Annotated in this window: 20 protein-coding genes and 3 pseudogenes; 1 reads left to right on the top strand and 22 read right to left on the bottom strand. The window is 37.3% G+C overall.

Annotated elements, in window-relative coordinates; genetic code table 11:
- Positions 1-165 precede the first annotated feature (165 nt).
- The 16 genes and pseudogenes from G9U52_RS31630 to G9U52_RS31555 form a co-directional block, all read right to left on the bottom strand.
- Entirely contained in the window at positions 166-348 is a 183-nt protein-coding gene (locus G9U52_RS31630; protein ID WP_166155196.1) for a hypothetical protein, read from the bottom strand.
- Between the two features lie 2 nt (positions 349-350).
- Positions 351-1,154, bottom strand: coding sequence for a hypothetical protein (locus G9U52_RS31625; protein WP_166155194.1), 804 nt, complete (start codon positions 1,152-1,154; stop codon positions 351-353).
- 113 nt (positions 1,155-1,267) lie between these two features.
- Positions 1,268-1,972: a hypothetical protein gene (locus tag G9U52_RS31620; protein WP_166155192.1), complete on the bottom strand. Its 705-nt coding sequence runs from the start codon at positions 1,970-1,972 to the stop codon at positions 1,268-1,270.
- A 15-nt stretch (positions 1,973-1,987) separates the two neighbouring features.
- A complete protein-coding gene (locus G9U52_RS31615; RefSeq protein ID WP_166155190.1) occupies positions 1,988-2,515 on the bottom strand; it encodes an ABC transporter permease in 528 nt (175 codons plus the stop codon).
- An 8-nt stretch (positions 2,516-2,523) separates the two neighbouring features.
- Positions 2,524-3,159, bottom strand: a complete 636-nt coding sequence (locus G9U52_RS31610) for an ABC transporter permease (protein WP_166155188.1) — start codon at positions 3,157-3,159, stop codon at positions 2,524-2,526.
- Between the two features lie 50 nt (positions 3,160-3,209).
- Complete coding sequence (locus G9U52_RS31605) at positions 3,210-3,908, bottom strand: ABC transporter ATP-binding protein (RefSeq protein ID WP_166155186.1); 699 nt, start codon at positions 3,906-3,908, stop codon at positions 3,210-3,212.
- A 178-nt stretch (positions 3,909-4,086) separates the two neighbouring features.
- A complete protein-coding gene (locus tag G9U52_RS31600) occupies positions 4,087-4,509 on the bottom strand; it encodes an EAL domain-containing protein (RefSeq protein WP_207953335.1) in 423 nt (140 codons plus the stop codon).
- Between the two features lie 126 nt (positions 4,510-4,635).
- Positions 4,636-4,950, bottom strand: a complete 315-nt coding sequence (locus G9U52_RS31595; protein WP_166155182.1) for a hypothetical protein — start codon at positions 4,948-4,950, stop codon at positions 4,636-4,638.
- Between the two features lie 4 nt (positions 4,951-4,954).
- A pseudogene (locus G9U52_RS31590) lies at positions 4,955-5,617 on the bottom strand (dTDP-glucose 4,6-dehydratase); the annotation flags it as partial.
- Positions 5,618-5,630: 13 nt separating this feature from the next.
- Positions 5,631-5,762: pseudogene (locus G9U52_RS31585) on the bottom strand (dTDP-4-dehydrorhamnose 3,5-epimerase family protein); the annotation flags it as partial.
- Between the two features lie 3 nt (positions 5,763-5,765).
- Positions 5,766-6,212, bottom strand: a complete 447-nt coding sequence (locus G9U52_RS31580; protein ID WP_166155178.1) for a hypothetical protein — start codon at positions 6,210-6,212, stop codon at positions 5,766-5,768.
- A gap of 321 nt (positions 6,213-6,533) precedes the next feature.
- On the bottom strand, positions 6,534-7,004 hold the full coding sequence (locus tag G9U52_RS31575) for an O-antigen ligase family protein (protein WP_311764952.1): 471 nt from the start codon (positions 7,002-7,004) through the stop codon (positions 6,534-6,536).
- A 460-nt stretch (positions 7,005-7,464) separates the two neighbouring features.
- Complete coding sequence (locus G9U52_RS31570) at positions 7,465-7,779, bottom strand: hypothetical protein (protein WP_166155174.1); 315 nt, start codon at positions 7,777-7,779, stop codon at positions 7,465-7,467.
- Between the two features lie 270 nt (positions 7,780-8,049).
- Positions 8,050-8,223, bottom strand: a complete 174-nt coding sequence (locus tag G9U52_RS31565; protein WP_166155172.1) for a hypothetical protein — start codon at positions 8,221-8,223, stop codon at positions 8,050-8,052.
- 342 nt (positions 8,224-8,565) lie between these two features.
- On the bottom strand, positions 8,566-8,742 hold the full coding sequence (locus G9U52_RS41905) for a VanZ family protein (RefSeq protein WP_166155326.1): 177 nt from the start codon (positions 8,740-8,742) through the stop codon (positions 8,566-8,568).
- Positions 8,743-9,176: 434 nt separating this feature from the next.
- A protein-coding gene (locus G9U52_RS31555) for an IS3 family transposase (RefSeq protein ID WP_166155170.1) occupies positions 9,177-10,320 on the bottom strand; the annotation gives its coding sequence in 2 pieces (ribosomal slippage) (positions 9,177-10,046 and positions 10,048-10,320; 1,143 coding nt in all).
- A gap of 514 nt (positions 10,321-10,834) precedes the next feature.
- Between G9U52_RS31555 and G9U52_RS31550 the strand changes: the two genes are divergently transcribed.
- Entirely contained in the window at positions 10,835-11,023 is a 189-nt protein-coding gene (locus tag G9U52_RS31550) for a hypothetical protein (RefSeq protein WP_166155168.1), read from the top strand.
- 239 nt (positions 11,024-11,262) lie between these two features.
- Here G9U52_RS31550 and G9U52_RS31545 read toward each other — a convergent pair whose 3' ends face one another.
- The 6 genes and pseudogenes from G9U52_RS31545 to G9U52_RS31520 all read right to left on the bottom strand — a co-directional run bounded on the left by G9U52_RS31545 (position 11,263) and on the right by G9U52_RS31520 (position 17,905).
- Entirely contained in the window at positions 11,263-11,889 is a 627-nt protein-coding gene (locus G9U52_RS31545; protein WP_166155167.1) for a glycosyltransferase family 2 protein, read from the bottom strand.
- Positions 11,890-12,143: 254 nt separating this feature from the next.
- Positions 12,144-12,917, bottom strand: a pseudogene (gene galE / locus G9U52_RS31540) (UDP-glucose 4-epimerase GalE); the annotation flags it as partial.
- A gap of 170 nt (positions 12,918-13,087) precedes the next feature.
- Complete coding sequence (locus tag G9U52_RS31535) at positions 13,088-14,356, bottom strand: lipopolysaccharide biosynthesis protein (protein ID WP_166155164.1); 1,269 nt, start codon at positions 14,354-14,356, stop codon at positions 13,088-13,090.
- A gap of 47 nt (positions 14,357-14,403) precedes the next feature.
- Entirely contained in the window at positions 14,404-15,573 is a 1,170-nt protein-coding gene (locus G9U52_RS31530) for an O-antigen ligase family protein (protein ID WP_166155163.1), read from the bottom strand.
- Position 15,574: 1 nt separating this feature from the next.
- Positions 15,575-16,489 carry a glycosyltransferase family 2 protein gene (locus G9U52_RS31525; RefSeq protein ID WP_166155161.1) on the bottom strand — a complete coding sequence of 305 codons (915 nt, stop codon included), beginning with the start codon at positions 16,487-16,489 and terminating at the stop codon, positions 15,575-15,577.
- 318 nt (positions 16,490-16,807) lie between these two features.
- Positions 16,808-17,905: a glycosyltransferase family 1 protein gene (locus tag G9U52_RS31520; protein WP_166155324.1), complete on the bottom strand. Its 1,098-nt coding sequence runs from the start codon at positions 17,903-17,905 to the stop codon at positions 16,808-16,810.
- Positions 17,906-17,931 lie beyond the last annotated feature (26 nt).

Here is a 17,931-nt window from a genome sequence, read left to right as displayed (position 1 = left end):
TGCCCCATTTTACCAAGTGATTATAACAAACATGGAATGAAATCAAGCTCTTTGTGTACATGAATGTCTTCTTTCGATGAGCAAATGGACATTTTGGGTGTCCAAAAATAAAAAGCTGGCTCATCCTCATCATCCGTTTAGCTTTTCAACAACAAGTTCATTACATCACTTTCCGTAAATTCGCAGTTTCCTTGTTTGTTCTAAATTTCGTTTGGCCATACAATGCTGCAGTATCTTCTGCAGCATCTGTAGCTGCTCATTGCTTGCGACCTTCAGAAGATACCGCAAGGCTCTGCGCATCTGTAAAGAGAATACATTGGACTTGTTCATCAACTTTGACCTTTCCATTTTTATTTTCCCACAGTTTGCTCTTTCATCGATTCCTGATAATTTTTGCCCTGACTTAAACCGTACTTTGCTACAATCGAAACCAAGTGATTATACTCGTCTTCAGAAAGCTTCTGTAGAAGTAGCTTCTTGGCTTCTTTCTTCTCAGTCACGGACATCCCATCGCTGGCCATCTTCATAAACATCTGAATATCCGATGAACTGAGCGTCTTCAACAGCAGCGAAGTAATATCTGCCTTTTCTTTCATCGTAATGCTATGTTCAACGGCTTTGGCTTTATCCGGTGAAATCTGTGCTTCATATTTAAATGGATCTGTAGATTCAGTATTTGGTTTTTTTTCTGCAGCATCCGTTTGGATTTGAACCAGTGCGGCCGGAGCTGAACCTGTTGAGCTTGTGGCAACAGAGGTTTGCCCATTTGAATGGTTAACTTGTACCGTCTTTTGGGGTTCAGGAATCCCTGGAGTATTTTCCTTTGGGGATGCGGAAGGTATGCCCGAATTCCCTTCGTTAACAGGGGGCTGTGCTTTTAGGTTTGTTTCCTGCTTCACCCCCCTAGGGTTAGAAACATCTGGATCAGACACTTTTCCAGAAGAGAACGCATGGAGTACATAAGAAACCGCAACATTCATCCCTATATACCCGAAAAAAAGCAGCAATAGAAGAGTGCCGCCGATCGTAAGAAGCCACTTTTTTTTCAAATCACTCACTCTCTTTCTGACTACTGATAGATGGCCGGCTTTATAACAGATATTACAAACACTTACCATTATATCGCGGTTTTTCTCTGGGATGTTTCGATTCACATGAAGAGCTTCTATACAAGTCCGAATGGAGGGAAAATGGGATCTAAAAATCAAAAAACTCCGATCCCTATGGAGAGGAATCAGAGTCTTGCCATGATACCCGCGTATACGGGTTACTTTGCTAAATCGCTTTTGGCTTTCCCAGTGATGTCCGCTTCAGCTTTATTGATTTCTGCATAGTAGGCTGCCCTCAGTTCATTCACGCTATCCGAGGGGAGCTGCTGCACGGCAAGCTTGTTTTTCATTTGCGCTAGTAGTTGATTCACGTCCGCTTGAGATTCTTCCTGTAAAGCCATAGCCTGATGAGAAAAGGCTTTGTAAACCTCATTATTCGATTTACCGCTTTTCTTGGTTGACATGGCCTCTTGATATACACCTTGCAGCTTACCTAAATAAACATCCTTCAATTGTAGGAGTTGATCCCTATATTCCTTCTTTAGGCTCAATGCCTTTGTTTCGTCGTTTCCAGCGGCGTTATTAACGACACTATCCTTTGCTGCCGGGGGAGTGACCTGCTCTTCAACCTGATTCAGGGAAGGCCCCCTCATCCCTTCTGACTTTCCATACGGATCGGTTCCTTTAGGTGATGGTAAGGCATCATCTGGGGATTCCCCATTTCCACTGATTGAGGGGGTTGTTGAGGTTACATCCTTGATTGATTTAGAAGCCGGTGGTTGTGACGCTGGTGTTGAAGGGATAACAGACGCCGCTTCCACGCTAACAGGGGGAACAGATTTTTCGGTTTTCCCGGTCCAAGAACAACCTGTAACCAGTACGAAACTTAACATAATCGAGACGCTAGCTCCCCAATTGTTCATGATGTCGCCTCCATTTCATTCGTAACGTAAAGCATCAATCGGCTTAATTTGCAAAGCCTTGACCGCAGGAACAATCCCGAACACCACGCCTAAAATAACCGAGAATAATAAGCACCCTGTCGCAATCTGTAGAGGGAACTCAGCGGACAATACAGGAAAATAATGATGAAGCAAGAGAAGTAATCCATAGGAGCCGGCCAACCCAAGAAGGCATCCCAAGACGGTAGTATAAATGGCTTCGATGAGAAATTGCAGCAGAATATCCCACCACTGGGCACCGACCGCTTTCCGGATTCCAATTTCCCTGGTTCTCTCCTTCACCGTTAGCATCATGACATTCATAATGCCCAATCCGCCTACCAGAAAAGAAATCCCGGTAATCCCTACCGCTATGGCTGTGACCAAAGTGGTAATCGTATCAATAATATTAATTGCACCTTCCGGTGCCATCAAGCCAAAATCCTGCACGCCCCCATGATTCTTTGCAATGACCTGGGCTACTTTTTGCCTAATGGACTCTAAGCCTTCAGTTGACTGAGCCATGAAGAAAATCATCGAAGCATTCTGAAGATTAGCCGTATTCGCAGCCAAGGGATACCCTGTGTCCTTTCATCAAAATTAAATCCGATCAGATGCTTCTCTTTTAATACACCAATAACTGTAAAATCTAACCCCTTGATCTTCACCTTGTTTCCAACGGCGCTTTCATCACCAAATAAGAGCTGTTTAACAGACTGTCCCAAGACAATGACGTGTGTTTCTTGCTGCTCCTCTTCCTTCGTAAAAAATCGGCCTTCTTCCAATACCATTGAAAACAGATCCATGTAATCCGGCGTCGTCCCGGTATACATGATTTCTGCGCCTTTCTTTCCAGCCGCCACATGCGTGATCGTTTCTAATTGCGGAGCTGCCTTCACAATCTCAGGGATCTGTTGTTGTACATCTACAGCATCCTTATAGGTAAGTGTACTGGCTAGAGAGGTATAAGACAGGAGACTCGATAATCCCACCTGACTTATATTCTTACCACTGTTCAGAAGCTTTCCCGGAACAACCGCAATTTGCTGAGCTCCCACACTCTGCACTTGACTTACAAGACTGATTTTAAAATTATAAAGGACGGATAAAAGGAACACGACCAATAGCGTACTAATCGTAATACCCAATACCGCTAACCAGGTTCTCACCGGATAACTCCACATACCGCGAAAGGCAATGACAAATGATTGAACCATCCTCATAGCATAGCACCAACCTTAGAACTACTTGGGTCTGTCTTCGCCCATACACCATCTTTTAAAGTCAGGATGCGCTTGCCGATTTGCCCCACTTCCTGATCATGGGTAACCAATACAATCGTCTTCCCCCTACCGTTTAACGATTGAAAGATTTGTAAAATCTCCCCTTTTGACTCCGAATCCAAGTTCCCGGTAGGCTCGTCAGCCAGCAGCAATTCCGGTTCATTAATAATGGCGCGTGCTATGGCAATCTTCTGTTTTTGCCCCCCTGACAAGTTAACAATCAGGTCCTTTGCCTTATGGGTCATGCCTACTTGTTCCAAGACCATCTCAATCCGCTTTCTTCTTTCGGCTTGACTCCATTTCGAGTATAGGAGAGGAACCTCCACATTCTCTTCTACACTTAGCCGTGGAATCAACATGAAGGACTGAAAAATAAAACCGATCTTCCGGTTTCGGAAATCGGCTAATCGACGGCTATTAAGTGAAATGATGTTGGTTCCTTCAAATATATATTCTCCAGATGAAGGCACATCCAGGATTCCTAAAATATTCATCAGGGTAGACTTGCCGGACGCCGACGGTCCCATAATCGATAGAAACTCCCCTTTCGTTATACATAAATCAATGTTACTCAGAATGGGTGCATTTACGTCAGCTTTGACCACTTTTTTAGATATATTTTTAAGTTCTATCAATTTAACTCATCCTTTCATATTCCTTTAGTGGAGGAATCCAAATGTACGACGACAATACCCAAAATCAATAGGAGGTTGGGTTAGCGCATATAACGACATTAATGATTACATTGGATGCGGATGCCCCGATGCGATCTGCAAAAGGATATCAAGCTCACTTGGCGATTTCTGAAGAACTCTATTGTCGGGTGTACTTTATCAATCCGGCCGCAACCTCATTATCTATCAGTAAGCTTTTCATTTCTTTCTCCGGTACCGGTTTGCTGAATAAATATCCTTGGGCTTCGTTGCAATTTCGCTTCTGCAGGAAGCGAAGCTGTTCTTTCGTCTCTACCCCCTCCGCAATGACTTTGAGCTTCATGCTTTGGGCCATAGCAATAATCGTCGATGTAATTTCCTCATCATCCGAAGCGGTCTTGATTTCCGATAAGAAGAGTTTATCGATCTTCAAGGTGTTAATGGGCAGCTTCTTGATATAGCTTAAGGAAGAATAGCCGGTTCCAAAGTCGTCAATCGCAATTTGAATGCCGATGCTTCGCAAGGCCTTCAGCTTGGTAATAACATAGCCCTCATTATGCATGGCAATGCTCTCTGTCAGCATTTATATCCATTTTGAGTATGTTCCACATGCTGGATATTAAATAAAATCCAGTCCAGCGGATTCTTTACCTCAAGCTGTATGCCATCTTTTGTTATAACAGGCTTTGGCCGCGAGACAAGCTTGATCTCATTTTCGTTTATTCCATAAGCAATCAATAAGAGGCACGATCTGATTGAAATGAATGGGGGGATCTAGTAATAAATCTATATCATTCGTGAATTGAATTGCATTAACAGTGGTTACTCTCTCTTCCATAGCCTCTCTCAATCCTTCAAGCTCAAAAAGCGAGAACGGGACATTCGTTTTTTTAAGGTAATTATGGCCTTGAACTAGATTTTCGTTAAAGTTATCTCCTACATGGTTGATATCCACTGTAATTCCGAGCCTGCTCAATCTTTCTTCAGTTACCTTCATTGCAAATTGGCTTTGATCGCTAGCCATCCACGTGATCTTCTACGTGTAGCCAGTCCCTTACATTTAATCCGTCACCATAAACAGGCAAAGGCTTATCATTTAGAGCATTAATAATCATCAAAGGTATTAACTTTTCTGGAAATTGATATGGACCGTAATTGTTTGAACATCTTGTGATATTAATAGGTAAATCGAAGGTTTCATGGTATGCACGAACCATTAAGTCAGCACTAGCTTTACTGGCACTATAAGGACTATTGGGTGCCAGTGAAGTCGTTTTGCAAAAAAGTCCTTCAGAGCCTATTGTACCGTATACCTCATCTGTTGAAACCTGTAAGAATTTTTTAATACCAAAAGCCTTAGCAGTTTCTAATAATGCATGTGTTCCTTGTATATTTGTTTTTACAAAAATACCAGGATCAGGAATGCTGCGATCAACATGAGATTCTGCAGCAAAATTTATCACAACATCAATACCTTGTTCAAATAATGTTTCCAGCAGTATACGATTAGTAATATCACCTATTATAAACTGATAATTCCTTGCTTTCTCAACACTTCTAAGGTTTTCCAAGTTACCTGCGTATGTCAGTACATCAAGATTTAATATATTGTATTCTGGATAATGATTAACCATGTAATTCACAAAATTGCTACCAATAAAACCTGCTCCGCCTGTAACCAGTATTTTCATGCATTTTTTCTCCCTAAAAGTTAATTTCTTCCCCTTTGAATATAGGATGAACTTTATCTTTTTCTGATAATATGGGATTCGATGTTGGCCATCTAATACCCAGATCTGGGTCATTCCATAAAATACCTCTATCGTGCTCAGGAGAATTTCATCGTATTACATACCAAGGTATATCTTCGATCCCGTACGGATGTCCTACATCGGAATATAGTTTGCCCCCCCTATTTCGGAACCACGGAGTTATTCCAATCCCATATGGGTGACCAATATCAGGATACACCTTGCCACGTCTTATAGAGTACCAAGGTATAGTTCCAATGCCTTCTGGATGTCCAAAGTCGGGAAAAATTTTTCCATTTCGCACCCTAAACCATGGTTTAGGGTCGATGTAAGATATATAACCAAAATCACCAAAATCAGGATAAAGCCTCAATATGATTTGCTTATTCATTGTATCTTGTTTGGGTGCTTCTTCGACTTCTGTTTTATCAAATGCTACCTGTGATTCTTTACTAATGGTGTCCATGTCCTTATTCTTTTGAATTTCAATAAGTATATCCATACCTTCTTTATCAAATTGTTCTTCTTTTTTCAATTCCTAACTTCCTCCTTATGAAATCTGAATTTGATTTACTTGCAAAATATTACAAATTTTAAACAAAAAAGAGAAGCAGGATTTCTCCCGCTCCAATTCAAAGCATATGTAATGGATCGACGTTGATTGTGAAAATCAGTTACTGTTTTCACTTTAGATACTTATTCCCATTTATTACCTAGCATGCATAATTTGGAAATGACCTTAATTGTTCATTCAATGCAGCTTCATTAAATTTGATGATTACAAACATGATCTATCATTTTATATCCTCTTTTCTTATCTTGATCTATTTTCACTATATCAATTATAGCGCGTTATTCATATTTTTAATGCTCCTGTAACTTCATCACCTTTAGTCCGATTCGCAAGGAGACCAAGAAAAATCCAGAAATAAGGGCCGACAGATACAACACTAATATTGAATAAAGCCTGCACCATATAACCGATAACAGCGGCTAATAAACAATACTTCAGGATTTGTGCTTCTCCATTCATTTCTTGTGCCTGTTTAATTCCCCTATAAATAATCATCCATTGAAAAATGAAATAGATAAGTAGTGCAGGAACTCCCATCGTTAAAGCAACCTGTAAATACTCATTATTTGCATCATAAATGATGCTCTTCCCAATGTACTTGTTGTAATCAGGTATATTTAAAGGTTTAAATACTTCCCGGAAGGTATTCGGACCGGTACCTAACCAGAAGTGCTCATCTATAAGCGGCAAGGATTCCTGCCAAATAAACCAACGGCCTGCTCCTGCCCCACCGCTATCTTGATTAACTACGATCTTCGCCCCACCTTCTCCATAAATATCTCCTTATCCGTACTATAAATATAGTGAGGATGAACATACCCAGAACTGTTCCCAACCAGGCACTCCGTGTTTCGGATTCAAGCAAGGAAATATATAGAATACAAAGGATAAGCAATAGAAAGGCTGATTCCTTTGTTCTCTTTCGCTGTAATAAGGAGCATGAGCACTAAATAAGACCCGAAATAATCCGGGTTGTCAAAGAAGGAAAAACTTCTTGAACCAAAATCCATAATATGATCTTGGGGTAAAAAGCCCCAATGGAAATACTGCAGAATACCATAAAGTGACGCAAAGAAGGCAGCTGCTGCAATGCAATAAAAGATTTTTCTTTGTTCTATGAATAGATTTGTCAGAAGTTACCCGCGCCAACAAACGTTGATGGTTAGGCCTCCGCTTTATTGATGCAGGGGTTCTCCGAAGTGGATGAACTTCGCTAGTTTAAATAATCTTTGTTAATTTTAATAACGTACCTTTTCACTTTTTCGTACTCTTCTATTGACAAAGCATCTTGTAAAATGCCCTTAATCTGAACTTTCTCCGATTCAGAAAGGCTTCCACTTTTATACATTTGGTAAAATTTCATCAGTTCATTAAAGGGTACTTTTGCAATAATAATCCTTTTCACATCATTTTCTTCATTGAACAACTTATTATTATCTGTATTTTTCTGTAATCCAAAAACTATACATAAAACGATTAGCCCTATATGTCCAATGATAAAAAATGTGATTATTAACTTAATTATCATCTGCACATCCCCTTTTTATCACTGTACACATAAAAAGAGGATTTCAATCAAAATTGAGACTTCATTACAAAGTATCAATTTCTAAATTGTGATCAGTATTTCGACTGAATATAAACAAAATTGCTCCAGCGAAAAAAATACCCGAAGAGTCTATTACCCTATCAACTATTCGACCATCACGCGAAAAGTAAATACTTCATCATCCGATCGCGGAGTAGAGTACTCGACAAATCTAAACTACTTAAATCAACTTTATTAAAATTATGATATTTAAAAAAACAATCGCCCTGTTATTTGCTTTATATCTTTATCCAGGTTTTCGATACAGGGCATTAAATTGGCGTTGTGCAACATCAGTTTTTCGAGATTATCCCGGACACTTTTTAAAATAATTAATTCCTTTAATAACTCCTCAGCAGTCATGGTTATTATATCTGAAGACATAGGTCTTCCTCCTTAATAAGTAGTCATCAAGAACTATATCGTCATGTTATGGAAATATTTATTACTATCGCACCTCGCAGATGTTTCATTTAAGGCTATTGAACTTTGTTAGTTAAAAATAAAAAAGCACCTCACAGGGTGCGTAACATCATTTCGTGATATGCGACTTTTTTTTGTAGTTCCATACTCAGTTTCTCATCCAAACAACTTTCTAGCAACGCCCGATGGTAGTTCCGCCATAACCTGTGCCATTGGCGTTTTACATTCGATATTATCACCTTGAAAACGACCACCTCCATAATGTTAGAGTTCATTATAAAGAATGGAAGTTACGATGTATGTCTAACTGCCTATGATTTTTATTGTTTTCTTTGTCGAATATCGGACTTCGATTGTTAAACATGAAAAAAGACGCATATCTGACACCAAAGGTGTGCGTCCGGGTTCATACAACTGATGTATCTCATCTGTAGCCCCATATAAGGTCGTTTGTTTGAGACTTGATGATTGAACTTGTATTTCTGCTAGTAGCTGCTGGGGAAGACGTAACTGTAAAAATCATGGCGCACCACGAAATCACTAAAAGCCAATAGACTAAACGTTTACGCATAACTCACCTCGAACAAAATTCTAACCTATGTGCAATTCGTTGTAAAATTTGAACTTCATTACTTAAAGATCATTTATTTATCAAGTAAACAGCACCTATGACAGCATAAAGAGATACTGTGTACTTGAGTGCCCATAACTGGGTATGGTGCTACACGATGTCAAGACAGTTATTTTGATATAGTTAAGGTGTGAAAGGATTCACATGCTCTTGTGGATCTAAGATTTTTATATGATTTATGTTTAATTTCATTTGGAATAAATATTAAATATTCCCAGTTATCTTTACCCGTGTTGGCGTAGCCCAAGCGAAGGCGCGGGAGAATGGACCTTCTCCTGGTTATTCACTTGTGGATAAGGACGGCTTCCTTGTTATACACAGCCGAAGGTGTATGGTTTTGAAGCGATTGATGGGGCAAGTAATGGTTGTGAAGATGGATATAGCCCTTCACACCCTGCCGCGTCTCTCGCGGACTGTTATAGTCATGGAGATAGATTTCATTGTATTTCAAGCTGCGCCAGAATCGCTCAATCACGATGTTATCCTTGGCACGCCCTTTGCCGTCCATGCTAATGCGCACTTCCTGTCCTTTCAAGAGGTCGATATATTTAGGGCTCGTGAAATGGCTGCCTTGGTCGCTGTTCACAATGGCTGGCTTCTGTCTGGCGAAGGCTCGTTTCATCGTTTCGAGGACGAATCCGATCTCAAGACTTTGATCCAGCTGCCAGTCAATGATGTAACGCGAATACCAATCCATGACGGCGTACAAGTACATCCACCCCTGTTTCATCCGTATGTACGTGATGTCAACACTCCAGACCTGGTTAGGGTGTAGGATCTGCAGCCCTCTGAGCAGATAGGGATAGGTTCGGTGTTGCAGGTCACGCTTGCTTAAGTTGGGACCGGGATAGACAGCCATCAGGCCCATTTCCCGCATGTAAAGCCTCACCGTATTTTTATGGATGCCATCCCCCTCACGGTTCATAATGGTAGAGATCGTCCGGTACCCCATAAAGGGATGCTGGGTATACAGTTCATCTATCCGGTGCTTGAGGTGGATTTCCTCCGGAGAGGGAGGGTCCGGCTTGTAGTAAAGGCTGGAGCGATTGAGGGTCAATAGGTCGAAATGCACAAGAATAGCATGCTCAGGGCAGTCCCATTCGAGGAGGTCGATTCGCTCCTCGCGAGTCAGGTTAGAGACCAGATTTTTTTTTGAGCCACGACAATTGAGTTGTCAGCTTGCCAACTTCGCCGTAGAGCTCATCGATCGTCTGTTCATAGTCGGCCTTCATCTTGGAGATCCCTTTGCGGTCATCTATGAATAATTGGGATAAGTTCTTCACAGCTTCTGCTTTCCAACGGTTGAGGACATTAGTGTGGATCCCGTGTTCGGTAGCAAGCTGGGATACTGATTTTTCTTCCTTCAAAATTTCCAGTACGATGCGTGCCTTTTCTTCAGGCGTAAACTTCCTTCTTGGACCTGTCATACAACTAAGAAACTCCTTTTTTACTGTCTAGTTTATATGTAGCATTATAGGGCATGCCCCATCAGCAAAAGCTTGTTACGATTATTTGGAGCATCGAATCCCATAAGCATCGCAAGACTATATAAACCTTCGAATGTTACTTTGAACAGAAACAAGAGTAGCACCGAAATAATAACCATCCGTACCACGCGCAAAGACACCACCACCTAAAAGCTGATGACTAAATATATGCACACGATTTGCCGGAAATTTCCGAACTTCGTTAGCTAAATTTTGTTAACTTAACCATTATTATTCGACGAAAAAATGCAGCTAATTCCCAAGAATTACTCGTCTCTCGTATACAAGCCCAAGCTATGATGCAAAGAACTACAGGTTTGGGATGTGAAAGAGGTCCAGCATTTCCTAAAGCATGCAGTAAAAGAACCGCACTACTACATTGCTTTTCATCTTGCACTCTTAACGGGAATGAGGCTAGGGGAAATTCTCTGACTCCGATGGATCGACATTGATTGTGAAAATCAATTTTTATATGTATGACAAACACTTAGCCATGATGGCATCAGGAGTCCGTTCAATCGCGTTAGACCAAGACACCGTTGATATTTTAAAAGAACACCATCAACGAACTCAAGCAGATAAAGAAAAACATCAGGCATATAGAGATAGCGGTCTAGCTGTGCGTACACCCCAAGAATGTTAATGAGAGTTTGGTATAGTTTAATTATGAATTAAACTTAGAAAGATAACGTTTCATGACCTTAGGCACACACATGCATCTTTGCTGCTAAGAAATAATGTTCACCCCAAGATCGTTTCCAAACATGCAGAAAGATGCCGCGGGGGAGTTAGGTAGAACTTTACTTGCAAATCTCAAAAAGGTTGATTCTCATTGAGGGAATCAGCTTTTTTAATGCTTCTAGCTTTTCCTAATTTCAAATATTATTTCACTCCAATGAAGGACCACAAAGCAAATTTTAAGGATTTCTTCAAGATATTATAATTGGAATGTACGGAATATCCAGCAATCCTGTCATGAACCGTTATTGGTACTTCGATAATTCGTGCACCGATTCGCTTAGCTTTTATAATGAACATTCCACCGTAAGCAAGGTCATCTTCAAACAGGTGTACTAATTCCTTTTTCATTGCGCGAAACCCGGTGGTTGCGTCCGTTACCCCTGAAAAGACGGCAATAATTCGCTCTCCTAGTCTTGGCAAGCTTCCCCGGACACCTAGTACAACGTCAGCTTTATTTTGTAAAATAGGATCCACAATCTGCTGTAATGATTCGACCGGATGCTGTCCGTCCGCATCGAAGGACACAACAACGTCGTAGGATGCAGCTTTGATCCCGGTTCCAATGGCCTTAATACAGCCTTGATTGTGTCTGTGCTGCAATAGTCGTACGTTTGGAAATGACCTTACTATTTCGACTGTATTATCCGTACTGCAATCGTCCACTACAATAATTTCAACTTTGTTTGTTGTCAGATGAGTCAACATGTCTAAAACTTTAGAGATCGATTTGGATTCGTTATACGCTGGGATAATAATTGAAAAAGACAAGGTATTTCCTCCAAATACGGATTTCAGATTTTTCCATCTATGCTATATTTCAATATCAAGAACGATACTATCTAATCCGGCCTGCTACATGGATAAAAGCTGCTACGGCTCGATGCTTCGGATGAGGCCCATACGCTTCAAGTGCCGCCCGATTGGTTGCAAACTTCAATGTTCATTCAATGCACGTGGAAGCATACAACCTGGGAACTGGTAAAGGAAATAGCGTACTGGAGATGATCCGTGCGTTTGAACATGTATCGGGTAGACCCAGTAGAAAACATTACTTTCTCAATAGCCTTTAGATGCCCCAAGGCAAGATCCACTACATGTATATAATCTCTTATCCCTGTTCCATCTGGAGTTGGATAGTCATCGCCGAAAACCCGTAGATTCTCCAACTTTCCTACTGCCACTTGTGTAATATATGGGGTTAAATTATTCGGAATGCCGTTAGGATCCTCACCAATTCGACCGCTTGAATGGGCGCCTACCGGGTTGAAATAACGTAAGAGTGATATACTCCAACTATTATCCGAAATATAGAGATCCCTTAGGATATCTTCAATCATTAATTTTGTACGTCCATAAGGATTAGTTGCTCCTAGGGGGAAATCCTCGGAAATAGCCCCAGGTTTGGTCGGTGAGTATACTGTAGCCGAAGAACTAAATACCATCCGCTTTATATTGAATTTTTGCATTACTTGGCAAAGAATAAGTGTCCCAGTGATGTTATTATGATAATAATTAAGGGGAATCTGCACTGATTCACCGACTGCTTTGTAGCCGGCAAAATGGATAACAGCATCAATCTTGTTATCTAAAAAAATAGTCTCTAGACTATCCTTATCCAATAAAACTACGCTATAAAATTTGATAATCTTACCTGACAGTTCTTGCACTCGATGTAAGGATATAATATTACTATTTGACAAATTATCTACAACGATTATTTCATAGCCTTCGTTTAATAACTCCACACAGGTATGGCTACCTATATAGCCGGTCCCCCCAGTTACTAGTATCACCATCTGATGATTCCTCTTTTCAAAGAAACTTTATTTTGTATGTATAGCTAATGGATACATTTCGTTAAGTTTCCGATGTCCGTACCCCCTGTAACATTGAGGCTACGAAATAGTGGCCTAAGCGCTTTTGAACAGATTTTCTAGGATTTTCCTGATGAGCCTAGAATAAAAATTTATTGATTTTTTAATTTACTAATTCTAATAATAACAAAAAGTATTATTATATAATTTATTGAAAACGTTATAGTTGTTAATAATAAATAAGTTTCAATTGAGTAATTAAACATTTTTGTCAATAAAAATATTGCACATGATAATATAATAAATACACTTTGCATAACTAACTCGAGATTTTGTTTTCCTCCAACTATTAACGAAGACATAACAGGAACGATAATAAACCTAAACGCGAACATTGGCGACATAATTTGAACATATTTTCCAGCAACTTCCCACGAAGGACCAAATACAAGTAAAAATAATTTGTCAGCAAACAAGTATAAAACTAAGAAAATAGGAAGGGATAGTAAACTTAACGTTGGAATAGTTTTTATTAAAACTGGAAAGAAATTACCCTTTTCCTTTTTTGTCTCACTAGCTTTTCTAAAAAAAACACGGGCAACATTCATACATATTAATGTTATAGGTAAACCTAAGATTCGTTGACAGAGCGAATAATATCCTACTTCATTTAAACCATATAAACTAGTAATAAAGAAGTATGTTAAAGAGAAGGATAATGCGTTCATTACATTTGCCGGAAGAGAATATATGGGCTGTTTTTTATATTTTATAAATACTTTAATAACTTCTTCTTTTTTAATAGATAGTAATGATTTATAATCTTTTATAAAATACTCTGATTGTTTCTTTATCCCTAATAACGAAGATAAAAGTTGAGAAACATATAATCCTGATGCACCTAATCCAATTAAACCAAATAACACTTGTCCAATCGCCTGAGCAATAGATCGCGTAACTGAAACAGAACTTATTAACTTGTATTGTTTGTATTTATTATTAAAACTTATTAAAATATTTGTTAAACCTGTAATTAATAAAATCGGAATTAAAATAAATATCCACAATCCTATATCCTTAAATATTTTTTGGTCAAAAAAATATATAATCGTTAAGAAAACACCAATTATTATAGTCATAACAAAACAAACAAAAATGCTAGTTACAGTTAATGCATCTGCTTCTGTTTTATCTTGAGAACTTACAATTGCATAATCGTAACGTCCATTAATATTGGGACCTATTACAAAGATAACTGTCATTAAAAGTGTATATGCGCCTAGTTCTGCAGGGGTATATATCCGTGTAATAATTGGGGACACAATTATCATTATTAGTTGTGCAAGAATAGACCCTATAGATAACGCTATTATATCCTTTAGGTATTCCCCCGAACTAATTTTTTTTAATATTGTTGACATTATAAGCTCCTCTATAATCTACAAATATAACTAAATACACTATAATCCTATTTCTCGGTCGTTAATCGCCTTCCAGAACTTAATAAAATTGTAACCATTAAGAATATCCAGAACGATTGTTCTTTCCAATATATTGATGATACCATAACCTTTGGAATCGCTAAACAAAATACAAAACATAAAAACAGTTTGTGTCCTTTATCTATCTTTTTACTTAGAAACATCAAGAAGGTTCCATAGATGACACATATAGTTACTGGAATAGTCAACAATATCCCACCCTCATCTAACATTTCTAAAAAAACATTATGCACATATATATCATTTAAATATTGAAAAAATCCTATTCCATTTCCATACATCCAACTTTTACTAAAACTATAAAACGCTATTTCATACAATTCGTATCGACCATTATCTACGTTATCATTTTGTATTTTAATAATTGATTTATCAATAAAGTTACTGTCAATATTTAATGAATATAGAATTTCTTTTAAGTTAAGTAAAATTTCCATCATGTTTAAGTATACAACCACAGATATTGAGATTAACACCAGAAGAGTGATAAACTTTTTATAATTTAAATTACTTTTTAAATATAATAATATAAAAACATATAACACGATTGAAAAATAGGCGCCCCTTGTACCGGCTAAGACCATAAAATAACCATACCAAATAAATATAAAGAGGTAGAATAATTTTATAAATGGTTTTAATTTAGGCTTGAATAAACCATACATAGAACCCAGTATAGCTGGAAGTATTAAGTAACCGAACCCTAGTTTGTTTCCAGCTGGCATATTTTGAATATCCATTTCCAAAAGTACAAGTGACAAAAATCCATATATTACCATTGTATAATGTAATACTTTTTCATGATCAAATGGCTGTGCAACAACAAAAAAAGAAATAACACCAAAAATAAGAAACGATTGAAAATATTCAATTAGATAAATGTTTACACCAACTTGTAAATATGAGAAGAAAAAAAACAAAAGAAAGAAAACACTTAATAAGATTATTATAATAGCGTTCTTCCCTTTATTTAACAAAATCGAAATGAGTAAACAAAAAATAAAAGGAATAATAATTAAGTTTTTATCTAATCCAGTAAGAATACTTAGGGAAATTGTTACTAAATTCGCTGCTATAATAATTGCAACAAGAATACTATTAATCTTTATAATTCGACCTGATAGAATATTGTGCATATTATTTTCCTAACTTTATTCGTTGTTGTCTGATATAAAAGGAAATAGTATCTAAAAAGACTTTAAACAGACCAATTATAGGTTTACCAGAGATATTAATGTATTCCAAAAATTTTCTTGCTTTTTTTTCCTTTAAATATTGCTTTGCGATATCTATGTAATTCACAAAGTAAACATAGCGTTTATCTTCAGGAGTTAAGTTATCGATAAATGACTTAAACGTTTCAAGGAAATACTTTTTACGAAACTCAAATTGTTCTGCATTCTTTGACCTATTTGAAGATGGATGCATATAAATCTTAACAAGTGATTCCTTAACACAAGTAATTTTATAAAATTGAGCAACTCGCAGGACAAACTCTATATCTTGGTGCCTAGCAAAACTTTCATCAAAAAAACCAATATTGTTTATAATTTCTTGTTTAATCATTAATGTACTTCCAGCACAAAGGTCTACTTTGCATCCAAGTATGTTAAAAACTAAATTCCCCTCTATATTGGCAGTATATTCTAAATGTGCACCGGTAGGATAAACCCGTGTATGCCCTGTATAACACGCTCCCCAATCATTATTCAGACTTTCTAACAATTCAACTTGTTTACTGATTTTAAACTGCTCGAATTCATCATCATCATCAAGGAAGCATATATATTCACCTTTTGCTTCTCTTATCCCAGTATTTCTAGCACTAGAACCATTAAGATTTGTTTTATGAGTAATATATTTAAAACTATTAAGAGCTTGATATTTTTCTATTATTTTAAATGTTTCAATTTGGTCTGTTGTTCCTATTCCGTTATCATCCACTACAATAATCTGAATATTTTCGTAATTTTGATTCAATACACTATCAATAGCTCTTTGTAAAAATAACGGTCGCCTGAAAGTAGGTATTATAACTGAAACCATTTTCATTAATTAATACCCTCCCATCTTTATTTACTTTCTCTATCTTATTACTAATCGTTGTTTGACACTTCGAATGTTCATATTAAATTACCATTTTCAAAATTTGTATAAACAACCGAATTTTAAAATTTTATGTTTTATCATAAAGTACAGTTGTATCGTGTTGATAAATAAACATCATGTCCTGTTAATAATAACAAAGATTGATTGTTACCTTCATCTATTAACTTTGTCAAGAGTTTAATAATCCTTAGCATGTTCCATATTATATTTCATAACAGCCACAGCAACTATTTCAACCCTTAGCAAATCATGAAAATAAAATTAATTTATAAAACTAGTAGACTGTTTAGAAAAGTTTGAATAGAACTTTTCCAACCAGTTGGTAGTTGTGACTATATCATAACCATTAAGTTTTAAAAGTGTATGGGAATTAATATATTTATCATTCTCTTTTAATAATAACTCAACCCAACTAAACAATGTTTCTTTCAGACTTATAAAATCTACAAGTCCAACTCCTAAGTCTATTTCACGTGTGATATTTTCAGATACAACGCATCTAATGCCTGTAGCCTGTGCCTCTACTAATGTTACTGGTAACCCCTCATAAAGGGAAGGCATAACAAAAACATCAAAAGCCTGCATAATCTTATGAACATCATCACGAATTCCTAAGAATTTAACCTTACTTGTAAGGTTTAAGTTCTTTACTTTTTGTTCAATTGAAGTCCTTAGCTCCCCATCTCCAACAAAAACTAAAAGAGCATTTGGCTTTTTTTCAATTAATTTTGAAAAAACATCTATCAAATAAGTATGGTTCTTCATTTCTTGAAACCGTCCAACATGCCCTATTATTATTGTCTTATCATTGCCTTCTAGTTCTTTACGAATTTCGTCTCTTGTCTCATTATTAAAAATAAATTTATTTAAATCTACTCCATTTTTAATTATTGTAGTATTCCTTTTTGCTAGCCTTTTACCAAAAAGACTTTCACCAGCAATTTTTGAGCATGCAAAAAAATGAGTTGCCGCGGAAGATATAAGTAAAGATACACATTTTTTGTAAATTTTTTCAAAAAATGATGTTCCGTGCTTTGAACTATGACTATGAGCTATACGGACATTAATACCTTTTTTTTTCGCGGAGCGTAATATCAATCCACTTATAGAGTTCATATGGGAATGGACTATGTTATATTCTTGGTGAGTTTTGAAAAAATTATTTAATGCTTTTATATAACCGAAATGTCCTATTTTAGTAATATAAGGAATATAATGTATCTTCCCCCCAAGCCTTATTATCTCGTCATCAAAGGCTCCCTTGAATTCTTGATGAACTAGGAAATCAAATTGAAAGTGACTGCGATCTATATTTCTATATATATTCATTATTAAAGTTTCAAGTCCACCACGGTTCATTATTCCAACCGCATGTAAAATACGTA

The sequence above is a fragment of the Paenibacillus agricola genome, assembly GCF_011440305.1.
Lineage (GTDB): Bacteria > Bacillota > Bacilli > Paenibacillales > NBRC-103111 > Paenibacillus_S > Paenibacillus_S agricola.
The sequence above is the reverse complement of the archived record's forward strand: the minus strand, read 5'-3'. Positions and strand labels throughout refer to the sequence as shown.